General features: G+C 67.9%; 15 protein-coding genes. 12 read left to right on the top strand and 3 right to left on the bottom strand.

Going from position 1 to position 25,256, the window contains the following annotated elements; genetic code table 11:
- Nucleotides 1–3: 3 nt before the first annotated feature.
- The 3 genes from EDC29_RS16115 to EDC29_RS16105 form a co-directional block, all read right to left on the bottom strand.
- The gene (locus EDC29_RS16115; protein WP_062272812.1) at nucleotides 4–870 is read right to left on the bottom strand and encodes an RnfABCDGE type electron transport complex subunit B; all 867 of its coding nucleotides are present in this window, start codon (nucleotides 868–870) and stop codon (nucleotides 4–6) included.
- 317 nt (nucleotides 871–1,187) lie between these two features.
- The gene (gene hisF, locus EDC29_RS16110) at nucleotides 1,188–2,783 is read right to left on the bottom strand and encodes an imidazole glycerol phosphate synthase subunit HisF (RefSeq protein WP_123141690.1); all 1,596 of its coding nucleotides are present in this window, start codon (nucleotides 2,781–2,783) and stop codon (nucleotides 1,188–1,190) included.
- Between the two features lie 180 nt (nucleotides 2,784–2,963).
- Nucleotides 2,964–3,935 carry a MerR family transcriptional regulator gene (locus EDC29_RS16105; RefSeq protein WP_223806170.1) on the bottom strand — a complete coding sequence of 324 codons (972 nt, stop codon included), beginning with the start codon at nucleotides 3,933–3,935 and terminating at the stop codon, nucleotides 2,964–2,966.
- A gap of 159 nt (nucleotides 3,936–4,094) precedes the next feature.
- Between EDC29_RS16105 and EDC29_RS16100 the strand changes: the two genes are divergently transcribed.
- The 12 genes from EDC29_RS16100 to EDC29_RS16045 form a co-directional block, all read left to right on the top strand.
- Nucleotides 4,095–5,204 (top strand): polyamine ABC transporter substrate-binding protein, encoded by a 1,110-nt coding sequence (locus EDC29_RS16100; protein WP_132230615.1) that lies wholly within the window; start codon nucleotides 4,095–4,097, stop codon nucleotides 5,202–5,204.
- Nucleotides 5,205–5,226: 22 nt separating this feature from the next.
- A complete protein-coding gene (locus tag EDC29_RS16095) occupies nucleotides 5,227–6,360 on the top strand; it encodes an ABC transporter ATP-binding protein (protein WP_062272805.1) in 1,134 nt (377 codons plus the stop codon).
- Between the two features lie 147 nt (nucleotides 6,361–6,507).
- Nucleotides 6,508–7,425, top strand: coding sequence for an ABC transporter permease subunit (locus tag EDC29_RS16090; RefSeq protein ID WP_062272803.1), 918 nt, complete (start codon nucleotides 6,508–6,510; stop codon nucleotides 7,423–7,425).
- Nucleotides 7,422–8,234 (top strand): ABC transporter permease subunit, encoded by an 813-nt coding sequence (locus tag EDC29_RS16085; RefSeq protein ID WP_123141693.1) that lies wholly within the window; start codon nucleotides 7,422–7,424, stop codon nucleotides 8,232–8,234. The genes EDC29_RS16090 and EDC29_RS16085 overlap by 4 nt, the downstream gene beginning before the upstream one ends.
- 162 nt (nucleotides 8,235–8,396) lie before the next feature.
- Nucleotides 8,397–10,556 carry a methyl-accepting chemotaxis protein gene (locus EDC29_RS16080; protein WP_123143358.1) on the top strand — a complete coding sequence of 720 codons (2,160 nt, stop codon included), beginning with the start codon at nucleotides 8,397–8,399 and terminating at the stop codon, nucleotides 10,554–10,556.
- Nucleotides 10,557–10,759: 203 nt separating this feature from the next.
- Entirely contained in the window at nucleotides 10,760–11,692 is a 933-nt protein-coding gene (locus EDC29_RS16075) for a nitrate reductase (protein WP_132230602.1), read from the top strand.
- Nucleotides 11,689–12,333: a cytochrome b/b6 domain-containing protein gene (locus tag EDC29_RS16070; protein ID WP_123141696.1), complete on the top strand. Its 645-nt coding sequence runs from the start codon at nucleotides 11,689–11,691 to the stop codon at nucleotides 12,331–12,333. Before EDC29_RS16075 ends, EDC29_RS16070 begins: the two co-directional genes overlap by 4 nt.
- A complete protein-coding gene (locus EDC29_RS16065; protein ID WP_132230601.1) occupies nucleotides 12,330–14,504 on the top strand; it encodes a multiheme c-type cytochrome in 2,175 nt (724 codons plus the stop codon). The genes EDC29_RS16070 and EDC29_RS16065 overlap by 4 nt, the downstream gene beginning before the upstream one ends.
- Nucleotides 14,505–14,567: 63 nt before the next feature.
- A complete protein-coding gene (gloA, locus tag EDC29_RS16060; RefSeq protein ID WP_123143361.1) occupies nucleotides 14,568–14,963 on the top strand; it encodes a lactoylglutathione lyase in 396 nt (131 codons plus the stop codon).
- Nucleotides 14,964–15,322: 359 nt separating this feature from the next.
- The gene (locus tag EDC29_RS16055) at nucleotides 15,323–17,410 is read left to right on the top strand and encodes a tetratricopeptide repeat protein (protein ID WP_279432467.1); all 2,088 of its coding nucleotides are present in this window, start codon (nucleotides 15,323–15,325) and stop codon (nucleotides 17,408–17,410) included.
- Entirely contained in the window at nucleotides 17,407–18,846 is a 1,440-nt protein-coding gene (locus EDC29_RS16050) for a TIGR03032 family protein (protein WP_123143461.1), read from the top strand. Before EDC29_RS16055 ends, EDC29_RS16050 begins: the two co-directional genes overlap by 4 nt.
- A gap of 225 nt (nucleotides 18,847–19,071) precedes the next feature.
- The coding region (locus EDC29_RS16045) for an FG-GAP-like repeat-containing protein (RefSeq protein ID WP_132230599.1) at nucleotides 19,072–25,256 on the top strand (6,185 nt) is incomplete at its 3' end.

The raw sequence follows: 25,256 nt of genomic DNA, 5'->3' as shown, positions 1-25,256 counted from the left end.
GCGTCAAGCCATGGGTAGTGCTGCCTTGCGTACGACCTTGCGGGCATCGCGCCCCTTGGTGACGGCGCCGCCCGGCTCGAGCCAGACGATGGCCCCGGTCGGACAGCGCTCGATCGCCACCTTGGAAGCGAGCGCGTTCTTGTCGTAATCGAGCACGGCGAGGTTGTCGCGGATCTCGATCAGTCCTTCGGGAGAGTCCTGGACACAGCGGCCACAGGCGGTACAGGCGACCTCGCACTGGTGCTCGACCTCGTCACCGGCGTCCAGGCTCTTGCAGGCGACCCACAGCCGGTGGCTGACCGGGTGGATGCTGAACAGGTCCTTGGGGCAGACGCTCACGCAGTCGCCGCAGGCGGTGCACTTGTCCTCGTCGACCACCGGCAGGCCATGGGCGTCGAGCGAGAGCGCGCCGAACTGGCACACCTCGACACAGTCGCCCATCCCCAGACAGCCCCAGGAGCAACCCTTGCCGCCACCGCCGACCAGGGCCGCGGCGCGACACGAGGAGATGCCGCCGTAGGAGGCACGGATATAGGCGACATGGTCACCGCCGGCGCAGGCGAGCCTTGCCACACGCTTCTCGGTATTACCCAGGGAGACGCCGAGGAAGTCGGCGATGATCTGGTTGGTGTCCTTGGCGTTGACCGTGCACTTACCGGGTTCGACCTCGCCCTTGACGAGCAACTCGGCGAAGGTGCGACAACCCGCTTCACCACAGGCGCCGCAATTGGCCTTGGGGAGCAGATCCTCGACTTGATCGATACGAGGGTCTTCGTAGACATAGAAGCGTCTGTTCGCCACCACCAACATCAGGGCGAGCATGAGGCCGAGCGCGGCCATGAATCCTACTGCGGTCAGGATGGTTGCCATATTACTACTTGAGATTCCGGCGAAAGGCGGTCTGGACAATTCGGCGCCCGGGATGCGCCGAGGTGCGCGACAATCACGCTGCCTGGCCGACAGACCAGGGGCCGTGCCAGAGAGCGGAGCGTTGCCACGGCCAGAAAAACCTGTGGGAGTTTACGAAATTATGATCTATTGACTTTCGTAATTATATAAATCGTAAGTATTAGGTAAAGCAAGAAAAGATTCTTGCAGCAATCGATTCTCACTCCACGACAATTCGCAAACTGCCACGCATCAGGGTGCACGCATTGGCGACGACGCCCACGCGCGCACCCTGCCGATCAACGCAGCCGGGTCTCGATCCCGCGCTCGCGCAGATAGCTCTTCACCGCTTCGATCGGGACCTCGCGACGATGGAAGATGCCGGCCGCGAGCGCGGCCTCGGCCCCGGTTCGCTCGAACACCTCGGCGAAGTGCTCGACACAGCCGGCGCCGCTGGAGGCGATGACGGGGATGCGAACAGCCGAGCGTACCGCACCGACCAGCTCGAGGTCGAATCCGGCGCCGGTGCCGTCGCGATCGATCGAGTTGAGCAGGATCTCACCGGCACCGAGACGCTCACACACCCGCGCCAGCTCCACGGCGTCGATATCGCGTCCCTCGCGCCCGCCCTTGACGGTGCACTGGAACCAGCAATAGCGCTCGCCGTTGGGGCCGGGCTCGGCGGTCTCGACGGTGTGGTGACGGGTCTCCTCGGGGCGCTCGACATAGACCCGGCGCGGATCGATCGAGACCACCACCGCCTGATTGCCGTAGACCTCGGCGATCTGCTCGATGGCGCTGGTGCCGTCGCCCTCGCCGCCGCGCGCGAGCGCCTGCTCGACGATGTGCACCGCCTCGGAGCCGATCGAGACCTTGTCGGCGCCGGCACGGAAATAACGGTCGGCGACGTCGAGCGCCGAGTAGTGGGTGCCCTCGGCGTCGGAGAAGGCGCGGATGCCCCCGCCGATGGTCAGCGGCACGAACACCCGCTCCGAGGCGCGCTCGAGCACCTCGAGCATCGGCTGGTCGGCGAGCGGGAAGTCGCGAAAACCGGTGATGTTGAGGAAGGTCACCTCGTCGGCGCCCTCCTCGTAGTAGCGCGCGGCCAGCTCCACCGGCTTGCCGAGGTTGCGCACCGCGCCGGACTCGCGCACGTCGTACTGATCGCCCTTGGTCACCACCAGATCGCCGGCGTCGTTGGCACGCACGTCGAGACAGGCGATCACGCGCCGCGCCAGCTTGGTCGGCGCCGCCGCGGCCTCGCGCACCGCCGGGGTCTCGGGCACCGCATCACCGGCAAGGAAGCGGCGCAGCAACCGCAACCCCGCCGCCCCGCTCTTCTCCGGGTGGAACTGCACCGCGCCGACCTGACCGCGCTGCACGGCGCTGACGAAGGGGCTGCCGTAGTCGCTGCTCGCCAGCACCCAGTCGGCGTTCTCGGCGCTCTGCTCGGCGCGGAAGGAGTGGACGAAGTAGAACTTCTCGCCGGCATAGTCGGCGAACAGCGGCGAGTCGCGCTCGACGCGCACATCGTTCCAGCCCATGTGCGGTACCGCCAGCTCGCTGTCGTCGAAGCGGCGCACCTGCCCCGGGATCAGCCCCAGGCCGGCGACCCCGGGACACTCCTCGCTGCCCTCGAACAAGGTCTGCAGACCGATGCAGATCCCCAGATAGGGGCGTCCGGCGGCGAGATATTCGCGCAGCGGCTCGACATAGCCGAGTCGGTGCAGGCGCTCCATGGCCGCGCCGAAGGCGCCGACGCCGGGAAAGATGAGGCGTTCGGCCTTGAGGATGTCCTCGGGGCGTTCGATCTCGGTGAGCGAGAAGCCGAGTGCGTGAATGGCGTTGCGCAGGCTACGGACATTGCCGGCGCCATAGTCCAGGAGCGAAATCATAGCTAGAGTCCGAGACGGTCCAGTGGTGTTGACAGCGGGCGCCCGGCGGACCCGGGCGCAGGCGGGAGCGAGGCCTCGTCCCACGGCGCGGCGGCAAGCCCCGCGCGGCAATCCCCCGTGAGGACGCGACGGGCCGCGTGGCACGGAAGCCGGTCAGTTTAACCGCAACCGCGGCGCAGATCAGTCCTTATCTTGACCACAGGCGCCGCCGGCGAGCAACGAGAGCGTGCGCGCCAGGGTGTTCTCGAGGATTGCGCGCGCATGCGCGGTGGAGCGATAGAGGGCGGCGTGGAGCAGTGCGTTATCGCTGCTGCGGCTCTCACACTCGGCGCCGTAGCGCTCGAAGGCGGCCAGCGCCTGGATCAGGTCGACGAGATGACGCGGACACTCGCAACGGGTATGCGAGGCGGCGGCGATCTCGATGAGTTCCGAGTCGGAATAGCGCCGCGGCGGCGGTCCGTAGCCCAGTTCGGGATCGAGACCGGCCGCCGCGACCCCGGGCTGCAGCGACAGACAGCAACGGGCCAGCTCGGCGGTGGTCAGCGGCGCGCGGCGCGCGCTCATCCCCAGCGCCTCGAGCCGGCTCAGCGTGGTGCTGCTGGAGAACACATAGACCACCACGGTACGCGCCGCCCCGGCATGCATCTGCAATCGCCGGAGGTCGTCGAGCTGATCGAGATGCAGCGTCGGCTGCTCGACCACCAGGACATCGGGACACAGCGTCAGCGGGTCGGCGAGGAAGCTCGTGGCGGTGTCGAAGGCGCGCTCGAGCACCACCTCCTCGGGCAGCCCGCCCTCGAGGCGCAGCCGCTCGCCCAGCGCCGCGCCGACCACCATCACCCGGCACGGCGGGCGGACGCTCGCCATCGGGTCGAGCAGGTCCGGCCCCTGCAGGCGTCCGCGCAACTGGCCGAGATCGAGCCGCGCCACGCTGCCGATGGCATCGCCGCGATCGACCAGACGCTTGATCAGGGTCAGGCGTGCGACGTCCTCGGCGCTGTAGAGACGGACCCCGGAGGGCGTGCGCGCCGGGCTGGCCACCGCGTAACGTCGCTCCCAGACCCGCAGGGTCTCGGCCGGCACCCCGGTCAGCTGGGAGACCGAACCGATGCGAAACCGCTGCTCATCGAGCTGTCTGTCGTGCGCTGTCAACCGCCCCTCCACTGATCTCATCAACCGACAACCATTATGAGGCCTCGCGCGCGCGCCTCCACCCCGTCGCCATTCGCCACTCGGGTAATGCGAGCGGACCCACGAATGCAGTACGATTGCGCGCTCGAACGAACCTCCACCACCACTACCACTTCTTCCATGGGGATCGCGCACGTGCGTAAGCTCGCCAACCTCCTCCTGTCGCTGTCGCTCTGGGCCGTGGCGCCCCTCGCTCTCGCCGAGGAGCAGGTCCATCTCTACAACTGGAACGACTACTTCGCCGAGGACACCCTCGAGACCTTCGAGGCCGGCACCGGCATCCGCCCGGTGCTCGATCTCTACGACGCCAACGAGATCCTCGAGGCCAAGCTGCTCGCCGGCAGCAGCGGCTACGACCTGATCTTCCCCACCGCGCGCCCCTTCGCCGCGCGCCACATCCGCGCCGGGCTCTATCTGCCGCTCGACAAGTCGCAGCTGCCGGGACTGGATCGACTCGATCCCGAGATCATGGCCAGCCTCGCCGAGATCGATCCCGACAACGCCCACCTCGTCCCCTACATGTGGGGGACCTCGGGGCTCGGGATCAATCGTGCCAAGGTCCGCGAGATCCTCGGCGACCAGGTCCCGCTCGACACCTGGGCGCTGGTCTTCGACCCGCAGATCGCCGCCAGGCTCGCCGGTTGCGGCATCGCCCTGCTCGACGACCCGACCGAGGTCTTCTCCGCCGCGCTGGCCTATCTCGGCAAGGACCCCAACAGTCTCGAACGCGCCGATCTCGACGCCGCCGCCGAGCTGATCAAGGGCGTCTATCCCCATATCCGCTATTTCCACTCCTCGCAGTACATCAGCGACCTGGCCAACGGTGACCTGTGCATCGCCCACGGCTACTCGGGCGATGTGCTGCAGGCCCAGGAACGCGCCGACGAGGCCGGCAAGGGGGTCGAGGTGATCTATCGCATCCCGCGCGAGGGCGCGGCGATGTGGACCGACGTGATGGCGATCCCGAGCGATGCGCCCAACCCCGAGGCCGCGCACGCCTTCATCGCCCACCTGCTCCAGCCCGAGGTGATCGCCGCCGTCTCCGACTACGTCTACTACGCCAACCCCAACCTCGCGGCCACGCCGCTGGTCGAGACCGCGCTGCGCGAGGATCCGGGCATCTATCCGCCGGCCGAGGTCAAGGCGCGGCTGTTCGTGCCCAACCAGCGCAGCGATCGCGAGATCCGCGACCTCAACCGCCGCTGGACCCGGCTCAAGGCCAACCGCTGACGTGGCGGAGCGCAACTCGTCCATGCCCATCGCCCTCGACCGCCGCAACCTCGACACCTGGCAGGACCCCAAGGCCACGCCCTATGTGCGCATCGAGCGGGTCAGCAAGCGCTTCGGCGAGCACCATGCCGTCGAGGACCTGAGCCTCGACATCTTCAAGGGCGAGTTCTTCTCGCTGCTCGGCAGCTCGGGGTGCGGCAAGTCGACCCTGCTGCGGATGCTCGCCGGGCTCGAGTACCCGACGGCGGGGCGGATCTATATCGACGGGGTTGACGTCACCGACGTGCCGCCCTACTCGCGCCCGGTCAACATGATGTTCCAGTCCTACGCGCTGTTTCCGCACATGACGGTGGCGCAGAACATCGAGTTCGGGCTCAAGCAGGAGCGGCTCGGGCGCGGCGAGCGCGCCGAGCGGGTCGACGAGATGCTCGAACTGCTGCGCATCGCCGAGCTGCGCCGGCGCAAGCCCGAGCAGCTCTCCGGCGGCCAGCGCCAGCGCGTGGCGCTGGCGCGCAGCCTCGCCAAGCACCCCAAGCTGCTGCTGCTCGACGAACCGCTCGGGGCGCTCGACAAGCGCCTGCGCGAGAACACCCAGTTCGAGCTGGTCAACCTCCAGGAGCGACTCGGCATCACCTTCATCACCGTCACCCACGATCAGGAAGAGGCGATGACCATGTCGACCCGGATCGCGGTGATGGACGCGGGTCAGATCATGCAGGTCGACACCCCGACGGCGATCTACGAGTACCCCTCGTGCCGCTTCGTCGCCGAGTTCATCGGCTCGATCAACCAGTTCGAGGGCAAGGTGGTCGAGAGCGACGGCGACCAGCTGCTGATCGAGACCCGGCTGGGCCGACCGATGCGGGTGCGCAACTTCCACCCGCTCGCCCTCGGTACCCCGGTGACGCTGGCGGTGCGACCGGAGAAGATGCGACTGTGTCTCGACTATCGCGAGGACGGCGTCAACCAGCTCCGCGGCGTGGTCGAGGACATCGCCTATCTCGGCGACGTCTCCATCTATCGGCTGCGCGTCGAGGGCCAACGCGTCGAGATGACCCTGACCAACACCCAGCCGCGCACCGAGCAGGTGCTGACCTGGGACCAGGAGGTCGCCATCGAGTGGTCGCCGACCAGCGCGGTGGTGCTGACCGAATAGCCCGAAGCGCGCGCCGCGCCATGCACCACACCCGCCCGCGCCGCACCGGCCCGGGCGGGTGCAGGCGTTGCGCCAAACCGCCCCGAGGCCCCAGCAACGCCAGCGCCTCTGGCCCAACCCGCTCAGGAACCACCCCGACACACCGCGATGCCCGCACCTCAAGACAACCCACCCGCACGCCGCCAGCGCCTCAGCCGCGTCGTCAACATCGGCCTGCCCTATCTGTGGCTCGGCGTGTTCTTCCTGCTGCCGCTGCTGATCGTGCTGCAGATCAGCGTCGCCGAGCCACGGCTCGGCCAGCCGCCCTACACCCCGCTGTGGGAGTGGCTCGAATCGGGCGTGCTGCAGATCCAGGTCAACCTGCAGAACTTCATGCTGGTGTGGGAAGACAGCATCTATCTGACCGCCTTCCTCAACTCGCTGTGGGTGGCGCTGGTCTGCACCCTGCTCTGTCTGCTGATCGGCTATCCGATGGCCTATGCCATCGCCACCGCGCCGCCGCGCTGGCGCATCCCGCTGCTGATGCTGGTGATCCTGCCGTTCTGGACCTCGTTTCTGATCCGGGTCTATGCCTGGATCGGCATCCTCAAGACCAACGGTCTGCTCAACCACCTGCTGCTCGCGCTCGGGGTGATCGACACCCCGCTCAACATCCTCCACACCCAGACCGCGGTCTATATCGGGGTGGTCTACTCCTATCTGCCGTTCATGATCCTGCCGCTCTACGCCAATCTCTCGCGCCTCGACCCGACCCTGCTCGAGGCCGCCGCCGATCTCGGCTGCCGGCCGCTGCGCGCCTTCGTGCGCGTCACCCTGCCGCTGTCGCTCGCCGGCATCGTCGCCGGCAGCATGCTGGTGTTCATCCCGGTGGTCGGCGAGTTCGTCATCCCCGACCTGCTCGGCGGCCCGGAGACGCTGATGGTCGGCAAGCTGCTGTGGACCGAGTTCTTCGGTAATAAGGACTGGCCGCTCGCCGCCGCCCTGGCGATCGTGCTGCTGGGGCTGCTGGTGGTGCCCTTCGTGCTGATGCAGCGTCTCGAGCGGCGCATGGAGGACAGCGCATGAGACGCCGTCGCTGGCCCCTGCTCAGCCTGCTCGCCTTCGGCTACGCCTTCCTCTACGTGCCGATCCTGTTGCTGATCGTCTACTCCTTCAACGAGTCGCGACTGGTGACGGTGTGGTCGGGTTTCTCGATCAAGTGGTATCGCGAGCTGCTGCACAACCAGCAGCTGCTCGAGGCGGCCTGGCTGAGCGTGCGCATCGCCGCGGTCAACGCCACCCTGGCGGTGGTGCTCGGCACCCTCGCGGCCAACGCCCTGGTGCGCCACGGCCGCTTCCGCGGCCGCAACGCCTTCGAGCTGCTGCTCACCGCGCCGCTGGTGATGCCCGATGTCATCATCGGTCTGTCGATGCTGCTGCTGTTCGTGGCCATGCAGCACGGCCTCGGCTGGCCCGACGGGCGCGGTTTCACCACCATCGCCATCGCCCACATCACCTTCTCCACCGCCTATGTCGCGGTGGTGGTGCGCACCCGTCTGGCGCAGATGGACGCCTCGCTGGAGGAGGCGGCGATGGACCTCGGCGCGCGTCCGCTCACCGTCTATCTGCGCATCACCCTGCCGCTGATCGCCCCGGCGCTGCTCTCGGGTTGGCTGCTCGCCTTCACCCTCTCGCTCGATGATCTGGTGATCGCCAGCTTCGTCTCCGGCCCCGGCTCGACCACCCTGCCGATGGTGGTCTACTCGAGCGTGCGCATGGGCGTCTCGCCGCAGATCAACGCCCTCGCCACCCTGATCGTGGCCGTCGTCACCCTGGCGGTGATCATCGCCGGGGTGACCTCGCTGCGCGGTTCACGCACGCAACGCCGTCGTTGAGCGATGCCCGCCCCGACCGGGGCGGGTGCGATGCGCCCCGGTCCTGCCCCTGATCGCGGACCGGATGGCGTAGACATCCAATGGTTCACAGAGAGAATCTGGACGATCCTCTAGAGTTAGCCGGTTAGCCAGTTAGCCGGCTCGTCGACACAAGGAGCAAGAATGACCGACCAGCGCCCACCCCGCACCTCGATCCGAACCCTGCTGATCGTATTGCTCGCCGTCAGCGTCGGGGCCCTGGCCATCCTGGGTGGGGCCATCCTGTTCGCCAATACCGGAATGCGCGACAGTCGTGCCCAGCTCGTCGAGCTCTCGCGCGCCCAGACCCACCAGGGCAACATCCTCGGCGCCCTGCAGGCGCTGCTCACCCGCCAGACCGAGGTGCTCGCCAGCAGCGATGCCGAGCAACTCGAGGCCCTCACGCCACGCGCCCCGATCGCGCAACGGCTCGATCGCGGGATCTCGGCACTGCGCCGTGCCACCACCGACGCGGACGCGCCACTGCAATCACTCGAGACGGCACTGACCACCCTGCTCGACGCCGATGAGCGGGTCGCCGGCGAGATGCTGCGCATCCACCGGCTGCGCGCACAGCTCGCCGGCGTCGGCAACGACCTCGACCAGGCCTTTACCGCATTGCAGTCACACATCGCCGAGCTGGTCGAGGAGCTGGCCTTCCGCAACGCCAGCGCGCAGATCATGCTCACCCGCGCGCTGCGCGCGCCGACGGCCGATGACGCGGCGCTCAGGGAGGCGGCCAAGCGGCTGCTCGACGACCGGGTGCGGCGCGCCGCCCGACTCGGCGGCGAGCTACAGATCCAGACCGCCCAGCTCGCCACCCTTGCCGGCCTGCTCGGCAGCGCCGAGCGCCATCAGGCGCTGATGAGCCTGCATGACAATCGCCTCGCCCCGGCACTCGAGCGTCTCCGGGTCACTCTCGATGAGTTGCGCACACTGCTCGATGATGCCGACACCGCCTCGCTCGGCGCCGAGCTGGCGCAGGATCTCGACGCCCTCGCCCGACGCATCAGCGCCGAGCAGGACTCCTTGTTGTCGCTGCGCGCGGCGCTGCTGCAGGCCCGTCAGGCCCAGGGCGCGGCGCTTGCCGAGCAGCGCACCGCCACCGCGACCATGCACGACAGCCTCGCGGCGCTGGAGCAGAGCACCACCGCGGCTCAGCAGGCGGTGTTCGCCGACAGCGATCAGGAGATGCAGCACATCGCCCGCACCACCCTGACGATCAACCTCCTGGCCGTATTGCTGGTGCTCGCCATCGGCGTGGCCATCCTGCGCTCGGTGCTGCACCCGCTACGCGGCGCGATCGCGGCGATGCGCGACATCGGCGAGGGCGAGGGCGACCTCACCCGCCGTCTCGCCCACTCGCCGGTGCGCGAGATCGACCAGCTCGCCGACGCCTTCAACCGCTTTGCCGAGAAGATGCGCGCCCTGGTCGGCGAGGTCGCCACGGCCAGCGCCACCACCCTCGACCACACCCGCCAGACCGCCGAGATCGCCCAGCGCATCAGCGAACGCGCCGACGCCCATCACGGCGAGGCCGATCAGGTCGCCGCAGCGCTCAGTCAGCTCTCGAGCAGCACCGCCCAGGTCGCCGAAAGCAGCGAGCGCGCCACCGAGGCTGCCGATCGCGCCCAGCAACGAGCGAACGATGGCCGCGAGATCTCCGCCGACTCGCGTCAGGCGGTCGAGCACCTTGCCACCGAGGTTGCGGGCATGGCCGAGCAGTTGCGCCAGCTCGACGCCGATACCCGCGACGTCGACCAGGTGTTGACGGTGATCCACGCCATCGCCGAGCAGACCAACCTGCTTGCGCTCAACGCCGCGATCGAGGCGGCGCGCGCCGGCGAGGCCGGGCGCGGCTTCGCCGTCGTCGCCAACGAGGTCCGCACCCTGGCCACCCGCACCCAGCGCTCGACCACCGAGGTCGGCACCATCCTCGAGCGCGTCCGCGCCGACGCCCAGCAGCTGGCGCAGGGCGTCAGCACCAGCGAGGCGCGCGCCGAACAGGCCGTCGAGCGCACCCTCGCCGCCAGCACCCGCTTCGCCGAGATCGCCGACCTGATCGACACCATCCGCGCCCAGAGCGGCGAGATCGCCACCGCGGTCACCCAGCAATCGGCGGCGACCAACCAGCTCGACGGCCAGGCGCGCAACATCACCGACAGCGCCTCGCAGATGCGCAGCGGTGCCCACGACGCGGCCCAGATCAGCGGCGATCTCGCGCGCCTGGCCGAGGGTCTGGCCGACACGGTCTCGCGCTTTCGCATCGAGGAGACGTCACACGCGTCCACCGAGCGACGATGATCTGTCGCAACCAATCGACGAATCCGCCTTCTAAGGGGGCGAGGGTTTGGGCATGCTGAGTCTCGGCGGCGCATCCCGATCCCTCGTCACCGGGACCGCCGACACGTCGCCCGGGTAACGCGGGCGCGACCTCGTCGCGATCGCGGCAGCAACGACGGGGCGTCGGACCGACGCCCGCACCGTCCGCCACCGACACAGAGATCATGACCCATCATTGCTCACGTCCCCGTCCAACCCGCTGGCTGGCGGGCGCCCTGCTCGCGCTCGTGACGAGCCTGCTCGCCCCCGTGGCGAGCGCCGTCGAGACCGCGCGCGATCATGAATGCCTGCGCTGTCACGCCATGTCGACCCTCGCCTATCGCGAGCCCGACAGCGGCGAGATCCGCAGCCTCGCGCTCGACCCACAGCGGCTCGATCACTCGGTACACGCCGAACTCGCCTGCAGCGACTGTCACGCCCGTGGCTATGGCCGCTATCCGCACCGCGCCAAGCTCGCCGACGAGCAGCTCGGCTGCGTCGAGTGTCACGCCGACGACCCGGCCGACGCCACCTACCGGCTCGATCGCATCGCCGAGGAGTTCGCCGCCAGCGTCCACGCCAGCTCCGATCACCACAAGCTGCGCCAGTTCGACTGTCACAGCTGTCACGATCCGCACGCCTTCCGCGCCTCCCAGGTCGGCGACGACCTCGGCGCCATCGTGCGGCGCGACAACCAGACCTGTCTCGACTGCCACCACCGGGTGACCGACCCGCTACGCGGCTCGCACGCCTGGCTGCCGCAGCGCGACGCCCACTGGGCGGCGGTGCGCTGTATCGACTGCCACACCCCGACCACCCCCCAGGCCAGTCACCAGATCCTCGCCGCCGCCGACAGCAGCAAGCGCTGCGTGGCCTGTCACAGCCGCGACTCGCGACTGCGCGAGGGGCTCTATCGCTACCGCCTCGCCCAGGACCGGGCCGAGCACGGCTGGCTGACGAGCCTGGTGCGTAACGACGCCTATATCGTCGGCATGAGCCGCAGCCCGCTGCTCGACGCCCTGAGCCTCGCCATCCTCGCGCTGGTGGCGCTGGTCATCGCGCTGCACGGCTATGGCCGCTATCGCCTCGCCCGCCGCCGCAAGGAGAACGACCGATGAGCACATCCCCACTCTATCCACTGTGGCTGAGGGCCTGGCACTGGTACAACGCGGCGCTGTTCCTGGCGCTGATGGTCAGCGGCGTGAGCATGCACTACGCCGGCACCGACTGGCTGCTCGGCTTCAACCAGGCGGTGGCGATCCACAACGTCTCCGGGACATTGCTCGCGCTCGGCTGGATCGCCTTCGTCCTCGCCAACCTCAAGAGCGACAACGGCCGTCACTATCTGCCCCGGCCGCGCGGACTGGTGCGGGATCTCTGGGTGCAGGCGCGCTACTACGCCTACGGCATCTTCCGCGACGAGCCCCATCCCTTCCACGCCGGGCCGGCGGCCAAGTTCAACGTGCTCCAGCAACTGAGCTATCTCGGTGCCATGTACCTGCTGATGCCGCTCTTGATCCTCAGCGGTCTGGGCTTCCTGCTCTCGCCGCTGCTGCCCGAGACCCTGCTGGGCATCAGCACCCTGTGGCTGGTGGCGATGACCCATGTGCTCACCAGCTATCTGCTGGTGCTCTTCCTGCTCGTGCACGTCTACATCATCACCATCGGCGACAGCCTCACCGCCAATCTGCGCGCCATGCTCACCGGTGAGCACGGCACCTCCGACGACACCCAAGAGACCGATCGGCACGCGTCATGAAGCACGTACTCGCACCCCTACTCCAGACCAGACGCAGGCGCCTCCTGCTCGCCGGGGCGCTGGCGCTGCTCGCGCTCTATCTCGTCTACCGGCTGCTCTATCCGGTGCTGTTCGACGCCTACGTCGGCAAGATCAACGCGCCGCTGGACTACGCCAGCTCGCGTGCGCTCACCGACCAGGCGTTCGAGCGCATGGCACGCGACCTGACCGAGGAGGCGCGACGCGCGCGCGCCGCCGAGCGGGTCGAGGCCGAGGCCGAGTCGGCGTTCGCCCGCGAGGTGCGCATCGAGATATTGATGAACACCCCCTCGGTGGTCCGCGCCACCGAGCCGAGCCATATCAAGTACTTCCGCGAGGCCGGCATCCGTCGCTACGAGGGTCCCAAGACCTGTCTGCAGTGTCACGCCACCATCGAGGTCACCCACGGCGACGGCACCACCTCGGTGGTCGACACCCTCGACGACCTGGTCAACTCGGTGCACTTCAAGTTCCAGAGCGACTCGCCCGGCTTCTCGACCTACGGCTACGACGGGCGCGAGGTCAACGCCCCCGGCGAACGACCGATCCCGGTGGGCAAGATCAACCGCGCCTGCGGCATCCCCGGCAGCTTCTCCTGGACCGGCTGGGCGGCGTTGATCGAGAGCCGCCCGGAGCACGCCGAGGGCGAGGTGGTGCTGCGCAGCGAGGGCTGCGGCCAGTGTCACATCGGCGGCAACTACCAGCCGGCCACCGAGAAGATGATGCCGATCGGCGACGTCCCGACCGAGGCCAAGGCCGGGATCGACTGCCTGATCTGTCACGCCACCGACTACGACATGAACCAGCGCTATGTCATCGAGGACGCGCACGGCCTGCGCTGGAACCAGGACCGCAGCATGCGCGCCGCGCTCACCGTCGGCCCGGTCACCAGCGACAACTGTCTGCGCTGTCACCAGCACAACATGGGCGGCGACGCCTATCACGCCAACCAGGCCGCCCAGGCACTCGGCGAGCGTCACCAGCGCCTGCTCCACCAGGGCGCCAAGCGCGGCAACCCGTTCAGCCCCGAGGCCGACGTCCACGCCGCCGCCGACATCCAGTGCACCGACTGCCACGTCCCCGAGGGCCACAAGATCCCGCGCGGGCGCTTCGGCGTCGACCTGGTCGCCAACGACCTGCCCGACAAGGAGGTCGCCTGCGAGGGCTGTCACAGCCGCGCGCCGCACAACGCCTCCGAGCACAAGGCGCTGCTCAACGGCCATATCGACCGCCTCGCCTGCGAGACCTGTCACATCACCGCGCTCGAGGACAACAACGTGGTGCTGCGCGATTGGGTCCACCCGACCTGGAACGCCGAGGAAGGCATCTACGAGCCGACCGACATCTACCGCTCTGGCGCGCCCGGCAAGGGCTTTACCTATCTGTGGTTCAACGGCAACGGCACCTTCCTCGCCAACGCCCTCGGCAGCAACCCCGATGGCGACGGCAGCTACGACCCGCTGATGGCGCAGATCACCCGCATCGACGACCCCGAGGTCATCGCCGCGGTGCGCGCCAGGGCCGAGGCGCTCAAGGCCGACTATCCCGAGATCGACGTCGAGGCCTATGTCCGCGCCGCCACCGATCCGCTCTCCCAGCTCACCCCCGAGCTGCTCGCGCAGCGTCGCGCGATGATCGAGCGCAACCTGCGCCCGGTGATGGAAGGCGGCAAGAGCCGCATCTATCCGTTCAAGCTGTTCAACGCGATGATGTACGAGGACACCGCCAACCAGGGTCCCTTCGGCGCCATGATCCTGCCCTTCGACTACGCCACCTACTACGCCACCGGCGACAGTCGCGCGGCGGTTGTGCAGGCGCTGCGCGACCCCATCGTCCAGCGCATGTACCAGACCCCGTTCAAGGTCTACATGATGGACGAGTTCATGGCCTACTTCGGCGTGCTCGATGGCTGGACGGCGAACTACCCGCTCGACGAGACCGGCCGGCTCGGCCCCCAGGTCGAACCGCACTGGATGCGCCAGATGGGTACCCTGATGGTCAACCACGGCATCCAGCGCGAGGCCCACGGCTGCGCCGACTGTCACGCCCCGGACGGGATCATGGACTTCCGCGCGCTCGGCTACGGCGAGCGCCGCGCCGCCGAGCTCGAACAGCTCGACGGGCTCGACCTCGGGCGCATCGACGAGCACTGACAGGGACCCTTTCCACCACCAACGATCGACGGGCCGCCACCGGGCGGCCCCGAGGAGACCCCCATGCGACTGCTGCACACCATGCTGCGCACCGGCAACCTGCAACGCGCCATCGACTTCTACACCCAGGTCCTCGGCATGCGGCTGCTGCGCCAGAAGGACTATCCCGAGGGCGAGTTCACCCTCGCCTTCCTCGGCTACGGCGACGAGTCCGACCACACCGTGCTCGAACTCACCTACAACTGGGGCGTCGAGCACTACGACCTCGGCAACGGCTACGGCCACATCGCCATCGAGGTCGAGGACGCCCAGGCCGCCACCGCCCGCATCCGCGCGCAGGGCGGCAAGATCCTCCGCGAGGCCGGCCCGATGAACGCCGGCACCACCATCATCGCCTTCGTCGAGGACCCCGACGGCTACCCGATCGAGCTGATCCAGGCCGGTCAGCCGATCGGCTGACACCCCCGCCCCCACACAGGCCCCGGCGATCACCCCAGCCCCCGGCGCACGTGATCGCCGACACCACCTCCTGCACCGGGAGCCAGCCCGGACCCTGTGTCGGCCACCCCGACGACCACTCCCCCCTTCCGAACACCGCCCCACCTGGGTGCCCGGCCGCTGGAGCCAGCCTGGATTAAGGATCGTCAAGAGAAGCAGCCACGGCTGCGCCAGATAATCGACAAAAATTATCTATAACAAAAAATATTTTATAATCATCCGGCATCTTCGGATTTAAGGATTGAAGCGCTGAGATGGACCGTCAGAACCCAGTTCTCTCCCCCGTACCGCCCCCCCAGTCGACAACACACCGCCAACGGATATCGGCCCATCTCGACGCAGCCCGCCGGGCCCGTCGACACGGCGACCCCACCACCGCCGTCGCACACTTGCGCGCCGTGCTCGAGCTGCAGCCCGGTCATGTCTCGGCACTGAACAATCTCGGCAACACCCTGCAGTCCACGGGAGACCTCGAGGCGGCCCTGGCGTGCTACACCCAGGCCATCGAGCAGGCCCCAGAGCAGGCGATCCTGCACTGCAACCTCGGTGGACTGTGGCAGCTCCAGGGCGACCCCGAACGCGCCATCACCGCCTACCGACACGCCATCGAACTGCAGCCAGCGCTTCATCTCGGCCACTACAACCTGGCCAAGATCCTGGCCGCACAGGGCGAGTTCGTGGCGGCCGAGGCGGCCTATCGCGAGACATTGCGGCACGCGCCCGAGCACGCCGAGGCCCATCTCGAACTCGGTCAGCTCTACCACGGGTACGGGTTCATGCCCCGCGCGCTGCACCACTATCGAACGTCACTGCGACTGAAGCCCTCGGCACAGGGCTACAACGCCCTCGGGGCAGCGCTGCAGGAGTGGGGCAATCTGCGCCTCGCCCGCGCGAGCTACCGGCGCGCCCTGCGCCTCGACCCGAACTTCGAGCAGCCTCGACACAACCTGGCCCAACTGCACGAGGCCCTCGGTGACCTGCAAGCCGCCCGCACCGACTACGAGCGCGCCCTGGAGGCCGCGCCGGACAACGTCCGGCTGCACTACCAGCTCGAGACCATCCGGCGTCGTCAGGCCGACTGGGAGGACGGCGCGGCACGCCGAGAACGGCTGCGCGCGGTCACCGAGCGCTATCTGACGGGCGAGACGCCGGGCGACGAACCCCCGCTGTTGAGCGCGCTCGCCCTCGACCTGCCGCCCGACTGGTATCGGGCGCTCGCCGAGCGCGCCGCGCGCCGGTTGGCACGGCAGGCCAGAGCGCTGGGCACCACCTTCGCCCCTCCGAGCGACCCGCATCCGGCGCGACTGCGCATCGGTTATCTCTCGCCGGATTTCCGCTGTCATGCCGTCGGCACCCTGGTGGCGGGGCTGTTCGAGCACCATCACCGTCCCGAGTTCGAGATCCACGCCTATGCCCTGGTCCCCGGACGAGACGTCTGGACCGAGCGCATCCGCGCCGGCTGTGACCACTACACCGATCTCTCACGCGCCTCCTCGCTCGCCATCGCGCAACGCATCCACGCCGACGGCATCCATCTGCTGATCGACCTGGCCGGCTACACCACCCATGCACGCCCCCTGGTCCTGGCCCTGCGTCCCGCCCCGATCCAGATCCAGTACCTCGGCTACCCCGGCACCCTCGGGGCGGACTTCGTCCCCTATCTCATCGCCGACCGCCACCTGATCCCGCCAGCACACAGCGCACACTACAGCGAGCAGGTGATCCGCCTGCCCAACGCCTGGGCCTGTGCGCCGCTGGAGGTCGGGGAGCCGGGTGAGGGACGGGCCGAGTGCGGGCTGCCGCAGTCCGGCGTCGTCTATTGCTGCCACAACGCCATCCACAAGATCGCCCCCGAGACCTTCACGCTGTGGATGCGTATCCTCGCGCAGGTGCCCGACAGTGTGCTGTGGCTGCTCGACGGCGAGCGCACCGGCAGCAACGCGCGCTTGCGCGCCACCGCCGCGGCCGCCGGCATCGATCCACGACGGCTGGTCTTCGCCCCCAAGCGGCCACACGCCGAGTACCTCGCCCGCTACCGCCTGGCCGATCTCTTCCTCGACACCCCGGCCTACAACGCCGGGGCCACCGCCGTCGGCGCACTGTCCGCCGGGCTGCCGGTGCTCACCTGTCCGGGGACGCACTATGCCGCGCGCATGGGCGCGAGCCTGTGTCATGCCGTGGGACTGCCGGAGCTGGTCTGCGACACGCCCGCTGACTATGTCGAGCGCGCCGTCGCGCTCGGGCGCGATCCGGCGCGACTCGCCGCGCTCGGACGACGCCTGAGCGCTGGCCGCGACGCCGCGCCACTGTTCCGACCGGCCGAGTTCGTCACCGCGCTCGAAGAGACCTACCGCACCCTCTGGCACGACTACCGCCTCACAGCCACCGCCCCCCGGACGTCCCCATGACCGACCCACGCCCCAGGCTCCAGGCCTCTCCCGGGTTCTGGCACTGGCTCGCGCGCCAGCGCGTCAGTCTCGCCTTCACCACCTATCAGACCAACCGTCTGTTCCTCGTCGGGCGGACACCGGAGCCCGGGCGGTTGGCGCTGCACGAGCGCTTGTTCGACAAGCCGATGGGGCTGTTCTGGCAGCACGACACCCTGACCATGGGCTGTCGCTACCAGATCTGGCAGCTCGACAACCGACTCGCCCCGGGGGCGAGTCACGAGGGCGGCGACCGGCTCTACGTCCCCCGTCAGTGCTGGATCACCGGGGACGTCAACGCCCACGACCTCGTCATCGACGGCGAGGGACGGGTGCTGTTCGTCAACACCGACTTCAGCTGTCTGGCCACCCTCGACCCGGACCACAGCTTCGTCCCACTGTGGCAACCGCCGTTCATCACCCGGCTGGCCGCCGAGGACCGCTGCCACCTCAACGGCCTGGCCCTGCAGGACGGCGCACCGACCTGGATGACCGCCTGCAGCCGCACCGACACTGCCGCCGGCTGGCGCCATCACCGCCACGACGGCGGCTGCGTGCTGCACCTGCCGAGCAACACGGTCGCGGCCACCGGGCTGTCGATGCCGCACTCGCCGCGCTGGTATCGCGACCGGCTGTGGCTGCTCGACTCCGGCAACGGTGCGCTGGGATACCTCGACGAGGGGCGCTTCGAGCCGGTGGCCGACTGCCCCGGCTTCGCGCGCGGGCTCGCCTTCCACGGCGACTTCGCCCTGGTCGGGCTCTCGCGACTACGCGAGCGCAGCTTCGGCGGGCTGGCACTCGAGCAGCGGCTCGCCGCCGACGGTCGACGCGCCCAGTGCGGGCTGGCCGTCATCGACCTGGTCCACGGACAGGTGCTCGAGTGGTTGCGCTTCGACAGCGTGATCGAGGAACTCTTCGACCTGGTGGTCATCCCCGAGGCGCGTCAACCACGGGCGCTCGGACTGCAGGACGACACCATCGAACGCCTGGTCAGCTTCCCCGGGAGCGCCGGGCTGGTCGTCACCAAGCCGACGCTCAAGCGGCCGGGACAGGGTGCCCCGCCACCGACCGCCGGCCTGCCGCGCGCACCGGCGCACGACCCGGCGATCCGCTTCCAGCAGGTCCACCACCTCAGCCCGGACAACCTCGCGCCCTATGCCGCGCTGACCTGGCCGCGGCTCGATCAGCGCTGGCACACCCAGCCACCGGACGGCGAGATCGTCGGGGTCTCGGCGGTGATCGGCGACGCCCTGATCGGGCTGGCCGTTGCCGAGTGCCGAGCACCGTCCGATCACGCCGAGCTGATCTCGCTGTTCGTGCTGCCCGAGTACCGCGGACGCGGCGTCGCCACCCGAATGCTCGCCCATCTGCGCCGGACGCTCGGGGTAGCGCTGCGCGAACCCGGGATGAACGGATGACCCGACCAGCGCCCCCGGGCGATCGAGACACCGGACCACGCGGTCATCACGTCATGGGGCTGTCATGGCATGAGCACCGAGGTCACCGGCACGGCAATGCCCCGACCCGACGTCCCGAGACGGGCCGTCAAGCGACCAACCAGCGCGCGACGCCACGCGACCGGACGACCGACCGATTCCTGATTACGCGCGTATCAATCGCCACTGCTTTCACAAGGAGCTGAGATGTCGACCCCCAACTTCCCATCCTCGCAGACCAACCCACTGGGACTGAGTAACGTCGGTGGCTATGCCACCCCGACCTTCGCCGACATCGATGCCGACGGCGACCTTGACGTCTTCGTCGGCAATAACTTGGGCGAACTCCTGCTCTTCACGAACACCGGCGACGCCAGCAACCCGGCCTTCAGCTCAGCGATCACCAACCCCTTCAGCCTGAGCAATGTCGGCAACGGTGCAACCCCGAGCCTGGTCGACCTCGACGGCGATGGTGACCTCGATCTCGTCGTCGGGAACTGGAGCGGCGACCTCCTGTTCTTCGAGAACACCGGCACGGCATCCGAGGCCGCCTTCGCCTCCCCCGCCACCAATCCATATAACCTCACGATTGCTGGGAGCAATGCCACCCCTGCCTTAGCCGACATCGACGACGACGGACACCTCGACGCCTTCGTCGGCAACGAGCATGGTGAACTCTTGTATTTTCACAACACGGGCAGCGCCACCCAGCCGGACTTCGCCGCCCCCTCTGCTTCACCGTTCGGCCTGAGCCCGGTCGACAGAAGCACCAAGCCAACCCTGGCCGACATCGACGGTGATGGCCGGCTCGACCTGCTCGTCGGCGGCTACAGCGGCGACATCTGGCTGTTCGAGAACACCGGCAGCACGAGCGAACCGGCATTCGCCAGCGCAGCCAGCAACCCATACGGGTTGACCGACGTCGGCCTCTATAGCTCACCTGCCTTCGCCGACCTCGACGCCGACGGCGATCTCGACGCCCTGGTCGGCAACTCCGACGGTGACCTGCTGCTGTTCCGCAACGAGCCCCTGCCCGGCGTCACCCTGAGCCAATCCTCGGTCGAGGTCACCGAGGGCGGTGCCACCGCCACCTATACCCTGGTCCTCGACACCCAGCCCAGCGCCGACGTCACCGTCACCCTCGACACCACCAACGATCAGGTGAGCGTCGATCAGACGACGCTCACCTTCACCCCGGAGGACTGGGACACCCCGCAACAGGTCACCGTCACCGCCGTCGACGACAGCGTCGGCGAGGGTCCGCACCGGGGCGTCATCAGCCACACCGTCACCGGCTACGACGGGGCGGCGATCGACAACGTCCAGGTCGCTGTCACCGACGACGACCTGCCGACCGAGGAGCCGACCTTCCTCGCCCCACAGACCAACCCGTTGGGACTGGACAACGTCGGCACCTATGCCTCCCCGACCTTCGCCGACATCGATGCCGACGGCGACCTCGACGTCTTTGTCGGCAACAACTCCGGCGAACTCCTGCTCTTCACGAACACCGGCGACGCCAGCAATCCAGCCTTCAGTTCAGCGATCACCAATCCCTTCGGTCTGAGTGATGTCGGCGACAAAGCAACCCCGAGCCTGGTCGACCTCGACGGCGATGGTGACCTCGATCTCGTCGTCGGGAACTGGGACGGCGATTTCGTGTTCTTCGAGAACACCGGCACGGCATCCGAGGCCGCCTTCGCCTCACCCACCACCAACCCATTCAAGTTGACGAACACCGGCCAATTCAAGTTGACGAACACCGGCCCATTCAAGTTGACGAAAACCGGGTATGGTGCCGCGCCCACCTTCGCCGACATCGACAGCGACGGGCGCCTCGACGCCTTCGTCGGCATCGACATTGGTGAACTCTTGTATTTCCACAACACGGGCAGCGCCACCCAGCCGGACTTCGCCGCCCCCTCTGCTTCACCGTTCGACCTGAGCCCGGTCGACCGCTACATCAAGCCAACCTTGGCCGACATTGACGGTGATGGTCGGCTCGACCTGCTCGTCGGCGGCTACAGCGGCGACATCTGGCTGTTCGAGAACACCGGCAGCACGAGCGAACCGGCATTCGCCAGCGCAGTCAGCAACCCATACGGGTTAACCAGCGTCGGCGACTTGAGCTCACCCGCCCTCGCCGATCTCGACGCCGACGGCGATCTCGACGCCCTGGTCGGTAACTCCGATGGTGACCTGCTGCTGTTCCGCAACGGCACCCCGCACGGGGTGACACTGAGCCAATCCTCGGTCGAGGTCACCGAGGGCGGTGCCACCGCCACCTATACCCTGGTCCTCGACACCCAGCCCAGCGCCGGCGTCACCGTCGCCCTCGACACCACCAACGATCAGGTGAGCGTCGATCAAACGACGCTCACCTTCACCCCGGAGAACTGGGACACCCCGCAACAGGTCACCATCACCGCCGTCGACGACAGCGTCGGCGAGGGTCCGCACCGGGGCGTCATCAGCCACACCGTCACCGGCTACGACGGGGCGGCGATCGACAACGTCCAGGTCGCCGTCACCGACGACGACCTGCCGACCGAGGAGCCGACCTTCCTCGCGCCACAGACCTTCCCACTGGGACTGGGCCACGTCGGCTCCTCTGCCTCCCCGATCTTCGCCGACATCGATGCCGACGGCGACCTCGACGTCTTCGTCGGCAATGTCAACGGCGATCTACTGCTCTTCAAGAACACCGGCGACGCCAGCAATCCAGCCTTCAGTTCAGCGATCACCAATCCCTTCGGTCTGAGTGATGTCGGCGACCAAGCAACCCCGAGCCTGGTCGACCTCGACGGCGATGGTGATCTCGATCTTGTCGTCGGGAACGACGCAGGCGACCTCGTGTTCTTCGAGAACACCGGCACGGCATCCGATGCCGCCTTCGCCTCACCCTCCACCAACCCATTCGAGTTGACGAACATCGGGAATACTGCGGCGCCCACCTTCGCCGACATCGACGGCGACGGGCGCCTCGACGCCTTCGTCGGCAACCACACTGGTGGACTCTTCTATTTCCACAACACGGGCAGCGCCACCCAGCCGGACTTCGCCGCCCCCTCTGCTTCACCGTTCGACCTGAGCCCGGTCGACCGCTACATCAAGCCAACCTTGGCCGACATTGACGGTGATGGTCGGCTCGACCTGCTCGTCGGCGGCTACAGCGGCGACATCTGGCTGTTCGAGAACACCGGCAGCACGAGCGAACCGGCATTCGCCAGCGCAGCCAGCAACCCATACGGGTTGACCGACGTCGGCCTCTATAGCTCACCTGCCTTCGCCGACCTCGACGCCGACGGCGATCTCGACGCCCTGGTCGGCAACTCCGACGGTGACCTGCTGCTGTTCCGCAACGAGCCCCTGCCCGGCGTCACCCTGAGCCAATCCTCGGTCGAGGTCACCGAGGGCGGTGCCACCGCCACCTATACCCTGGTCCTCGACACCCAGCCCAGCGCCGACGTCACCGTCACCCTCGACACCACCAACGATCAGGTGGGGGTCGATCAGACGACGCTCACCTTCACCCCGGAGGACTGGGACACCCCGCAACAGGTCACCGTCACCGCCGTCGACGACAGCGTCGGCGAGGGTCCGCACCGGGGCGTCATCAGCCACACCGTCACCAGCACCGACGCCGGCTACGACGGGGCGGCGATCGACAACGTCCAGGTCGCCGTCACCGACGACGACCTGCCGACCGAGGAGCCGACCTTCCAGCCCCCACAGGTCAACCCACTGGGACTGGACGACGTCGGCGCCTTTGCCTCCCCGACCTTCGCCGACATCGATGCCGACGGCGACCTTGACGTCTTCGTCGGCACCACCACCACCATGACAGTCAACAACGGCGGTGGTGATGGCAATGGTGTTAACGGCATCCTGTTCTTCGAGAACACCGGCGACGCCAGCAATCCGGCCTTCAGTTCAGCGATCACCAATCCCTTCGGTCTGAGTGATGTCGGCAACGGTGCAAGCCCGAGCCTGGTCGACCTCGACGGCGATGGTGATCTCGATCTCGTCGTCGGGAACTTGGGCGGCGATCTCCTGTTCTTCGAGAATACCGGCACGGCATCCAGCGCCGCCTTCGGCAACGCGCAAACGACCGCCTTCGGACTCGAACAAAACAGCCAAGCGTATGATTTCGCCTTTGCCGATCTCGATGGCGACGGTCTCGTCGATGCCTTCGTCGGCAACGACTCTGGTGAACTCTTTTATTTCCACAATACGGGCAGCGCCACACAGCCGGACTTCGCCGCCCCCTCTGCTTCACCGTTCGGCCTGAGCCCGGTCGACAGAAGCACCACGCCAACCCTGGCCGACATCGACGGTGATGGCCGGCTCGACCTGCTCGTCGGCGGCTACAGCGGCGACATCTGGCTGTTCGAGAACACCGGCAGCACGAGCGAACCGGCATTCGCCAGCGCAGTCAGCAACCCATACGGGTTAACCAACGTCGGCGTCTATAGCTCACCTGCCCTCGCAGACCTCGACGCCGACGGCGATCTCGACGCCCTGGTCGGCAACTCCGACGGTGACCTGCTGCTGTTCCGCAACGGCACCCCGCCCGGGGTGACACTGAGCCAATCCTCGGTCGAGGTCACCGAGGGCGGCGCCACCGCCACCTATACCCTGGTCCTCGACACCCAGCCCAGCGCCGACGTCACCGTCACCCTCGACACCACCAACGATCAGGTGGGGGTCGATCAGACGACACTCACCTTCACCCCGGAGGACTGGGACACCCCGCAACAGGTCACCGTCACCGCCGTCGACGACAGCGTCGGCGAGGGTCCGCACCGGGGCGTCATCAGCCACACCGTCACCAGCACCGACTCCGGCTACGACGGGGCGGCGATCGACAACGTCCAGATCGCCGTCACCGACGACGACCTGCCGACCGAGGAGCCGACCTTCCAGCCCCCACAGGTCAACCCACTGGGACTGGACGACGTCGGCGCCTCTGCCTCCCCGACCTTCGCCGACATCGATGCCGACGGCGACCTTGACGTCTTCGTCGGCAATGACTCCGGCGACCTCCTGTTCTTCGAGAACACCGGCGGCGCCAGCAACCCGGACTTCAGCTCAGCGAGCACCAATCCCTTCGGCCTGAGTAATGTCGACAATTATACTGCCCCGAGCCTGGCCGACCTCGACGGCGATGGTGATCTCGATCTCGTCGTCGGGAACTGGAGAGGCGACCTCCTGTTCTTCGAGAACACCGGCACGGCATCCGAGGCCGCCTTCGCCCCACCCACCACCAATCCATTCAACTTACCGTCCACTGGGATGCTCCTCGCCACGCCAGTCCTTACTGACCTCAACGACGATGGACGCATCGACGCCTTTGTCAGTTATTACAATGGCAAATTCATGTACTTCCAGAACACGGGCAGCCCTACCCAGCCGGACTTCGTCACCTTTGATTCACCTTCATTGCCTTTCATGGATCTGTGGGTCTACCCAGCACTGGCCGACATCGACGGCGATGATCTATTCGAACTGCTCGTCGGCAATTCTGACGGTGATATCTTCTTATTCGAGAACATCGGCAGTGTGACTGCCCCGAGTTTCGACTTTACCGTTATGAATCCATATGGGCTGAGCGATATGGGCTTACAGATCTCGCCCGCCCTCGCCGATCTCGACGCCGACGGCGATCTCGACGCCCTGGTCGGCAACTCCGACGGCGACCTGCTGCTGCTTCTCAATGGGGAGACGAGCGGAGGGGGCGGCAGTGGATCGACCCCGGACCGCGACGATGAGGGTGATGGCGATCTCTTCGTCGGCGAGGACGGCGCCATCCTCGACAACGGTCGCATCGACACCGGGCTCAACCCCACCGAGAGCTTCACCGACACCACCCTCGACGGCGCCCCGGTGACCACCGGCACCACCACCGACAGTCGCACCGGCGAGGACGTCGCGGTGGTGGTCAGCGACCCGAGCGCCCCCGGCGAGCGCACCGACGTCGATCCGACCACCCCCGAGGTCGACATCCCGATCGGCGGGCTGGTGGTGAGCAAGCCCGAGTCGCTCGGGCTGATCGCCACCAGCCGGGTGAGCACCGAGCGCAGCGCGCTCGAGACCCTCACCGGCGGCGACGACGCCGCAGCCGACCCCGAGGAGGCGGCCGGACGCGCGGCGCTGATCGATTCGCTGGAGTCCCGCGCCGCGGGCGGCGGCGTCGAGGTGGTGCAGGTCACCCCGGTGTGGCCGAGCGAGGGGGGTGCGGGGGATGCCCCGCTGCGCCTGACCATCGACCTCGGCGACGACAGTGGCAGCGACGCCCGCCCGACCCTGGTGGTGGTCGACACCAGCGCGCTCTACGATGCCGCGGGCGCCCCCCTGGGGCCGGTCGAGATCGTCGTCGCCGGCGCCGGCAC

This window comes from Marichromatium gracile, assembly GCF_004343155.1.
Classification (GTDB): domain Bacteria; phylum Pseudomonadota; class Gammaproteobacteria; order Chromatiales; family Chromatiaceae; genus Marichromatium; species Marichromatium gracile.
Note: the sequence above shows the minus strand (reverse complement) of the source record. Positions and strands in the feature narration are given on the sequence as shown.

What these genes read in the sequence shown, in the direction of transcription:
- EDC29_RS16050 (WP_123143461.1), top strand. Translation starts at nt 17,407, where the DNA reads ATGACCGACCCACGCCCCAGGCTCCAGGCCTCTCCCGGGTTCTGGCAC.
- hisF (WP_123141690.1), bottom strand. Translation starts at nt 2,783, where the DNA reads ATGATTTCGCTCCTGGACTATGGCGCCGGCAATGTCCGTAGCCTGCGC.
- EDC29_RS16090 (WP_062272803.1), top strand. Translation starts at nt 6,508, where the DNA reads ATGCCCGCACCTCAAGACAACCCACCCGCACGCCGCCAGCGCCTCAGC.
- EDC29_RS16115 (WP_062272812.1), bottom strand. Translation starts at nt 870, where the DNA reads ATGGCAACCATCCTGACCGCAGTAGGATTCATGGCCGCGCTCGGCCTC.
- EDC29_RS16100 (WP_132230615.1), top strand. Translation starts at nt 4,095, where the DNA reads ATGGGGATCGCGCACGTGCGTAAGCTCGCCAACCTCCTCCTGTCGCTG.
- EDC29_RS16075 (WP_132230602.1), top strand. Translation starts at nt 10,760, where the DNA reads ATGACCCATCATTGCTCACGTCCCCGTCCAACCCGCTGGCTGGCGGGC.
- EDC29_RS16080 (WP_123143358.1), top strand. Translation starts at nt 8,397, where the DNA reads ATGACCGACCAGCGCCCACCCCGCACCTCGATCCGAACCCTGCTGATC.
- EDC29_RS16065 (WP_132230601.1), top strand. Translation starts at nt 12,330, where the DNA reads ATGAAGCACGTACTCGCACCCCTACTCCAGACCAGACGCAGGCGCCTC.
- gloA (WP_123143361.1), top strand. Translation starts at nt 14,568, where the DNA reads ATGCGACTGCTGCACACCATGCTGCGCACCGGCAACCTGCAACGCGCC.
- EDC29_RS16070 (WP_123141696.1), top strand. Translation starts at nt 11,689, where the DNA reads ATGAGCACATCCCCACTCTATCCACTGTGGCTGAGGGCCTGGCACTGG.
- EDC29_RS16095 (WP_062272805.1), top strand. Translation starts at nt 5,227, where the DNA reads ATGCCCATCGCCCTCGACCGCCGCAACCTCGACACCTGGCAGGACCCC.
- EDC29_RS16085 (WP_123141693.1), top strand. Translation starts at nt 7,422, where the DNA reads ATGAGACGCCGTCGCTGGCCCCTGCTCAGCCTGCTCGCCTTCGGCTAC.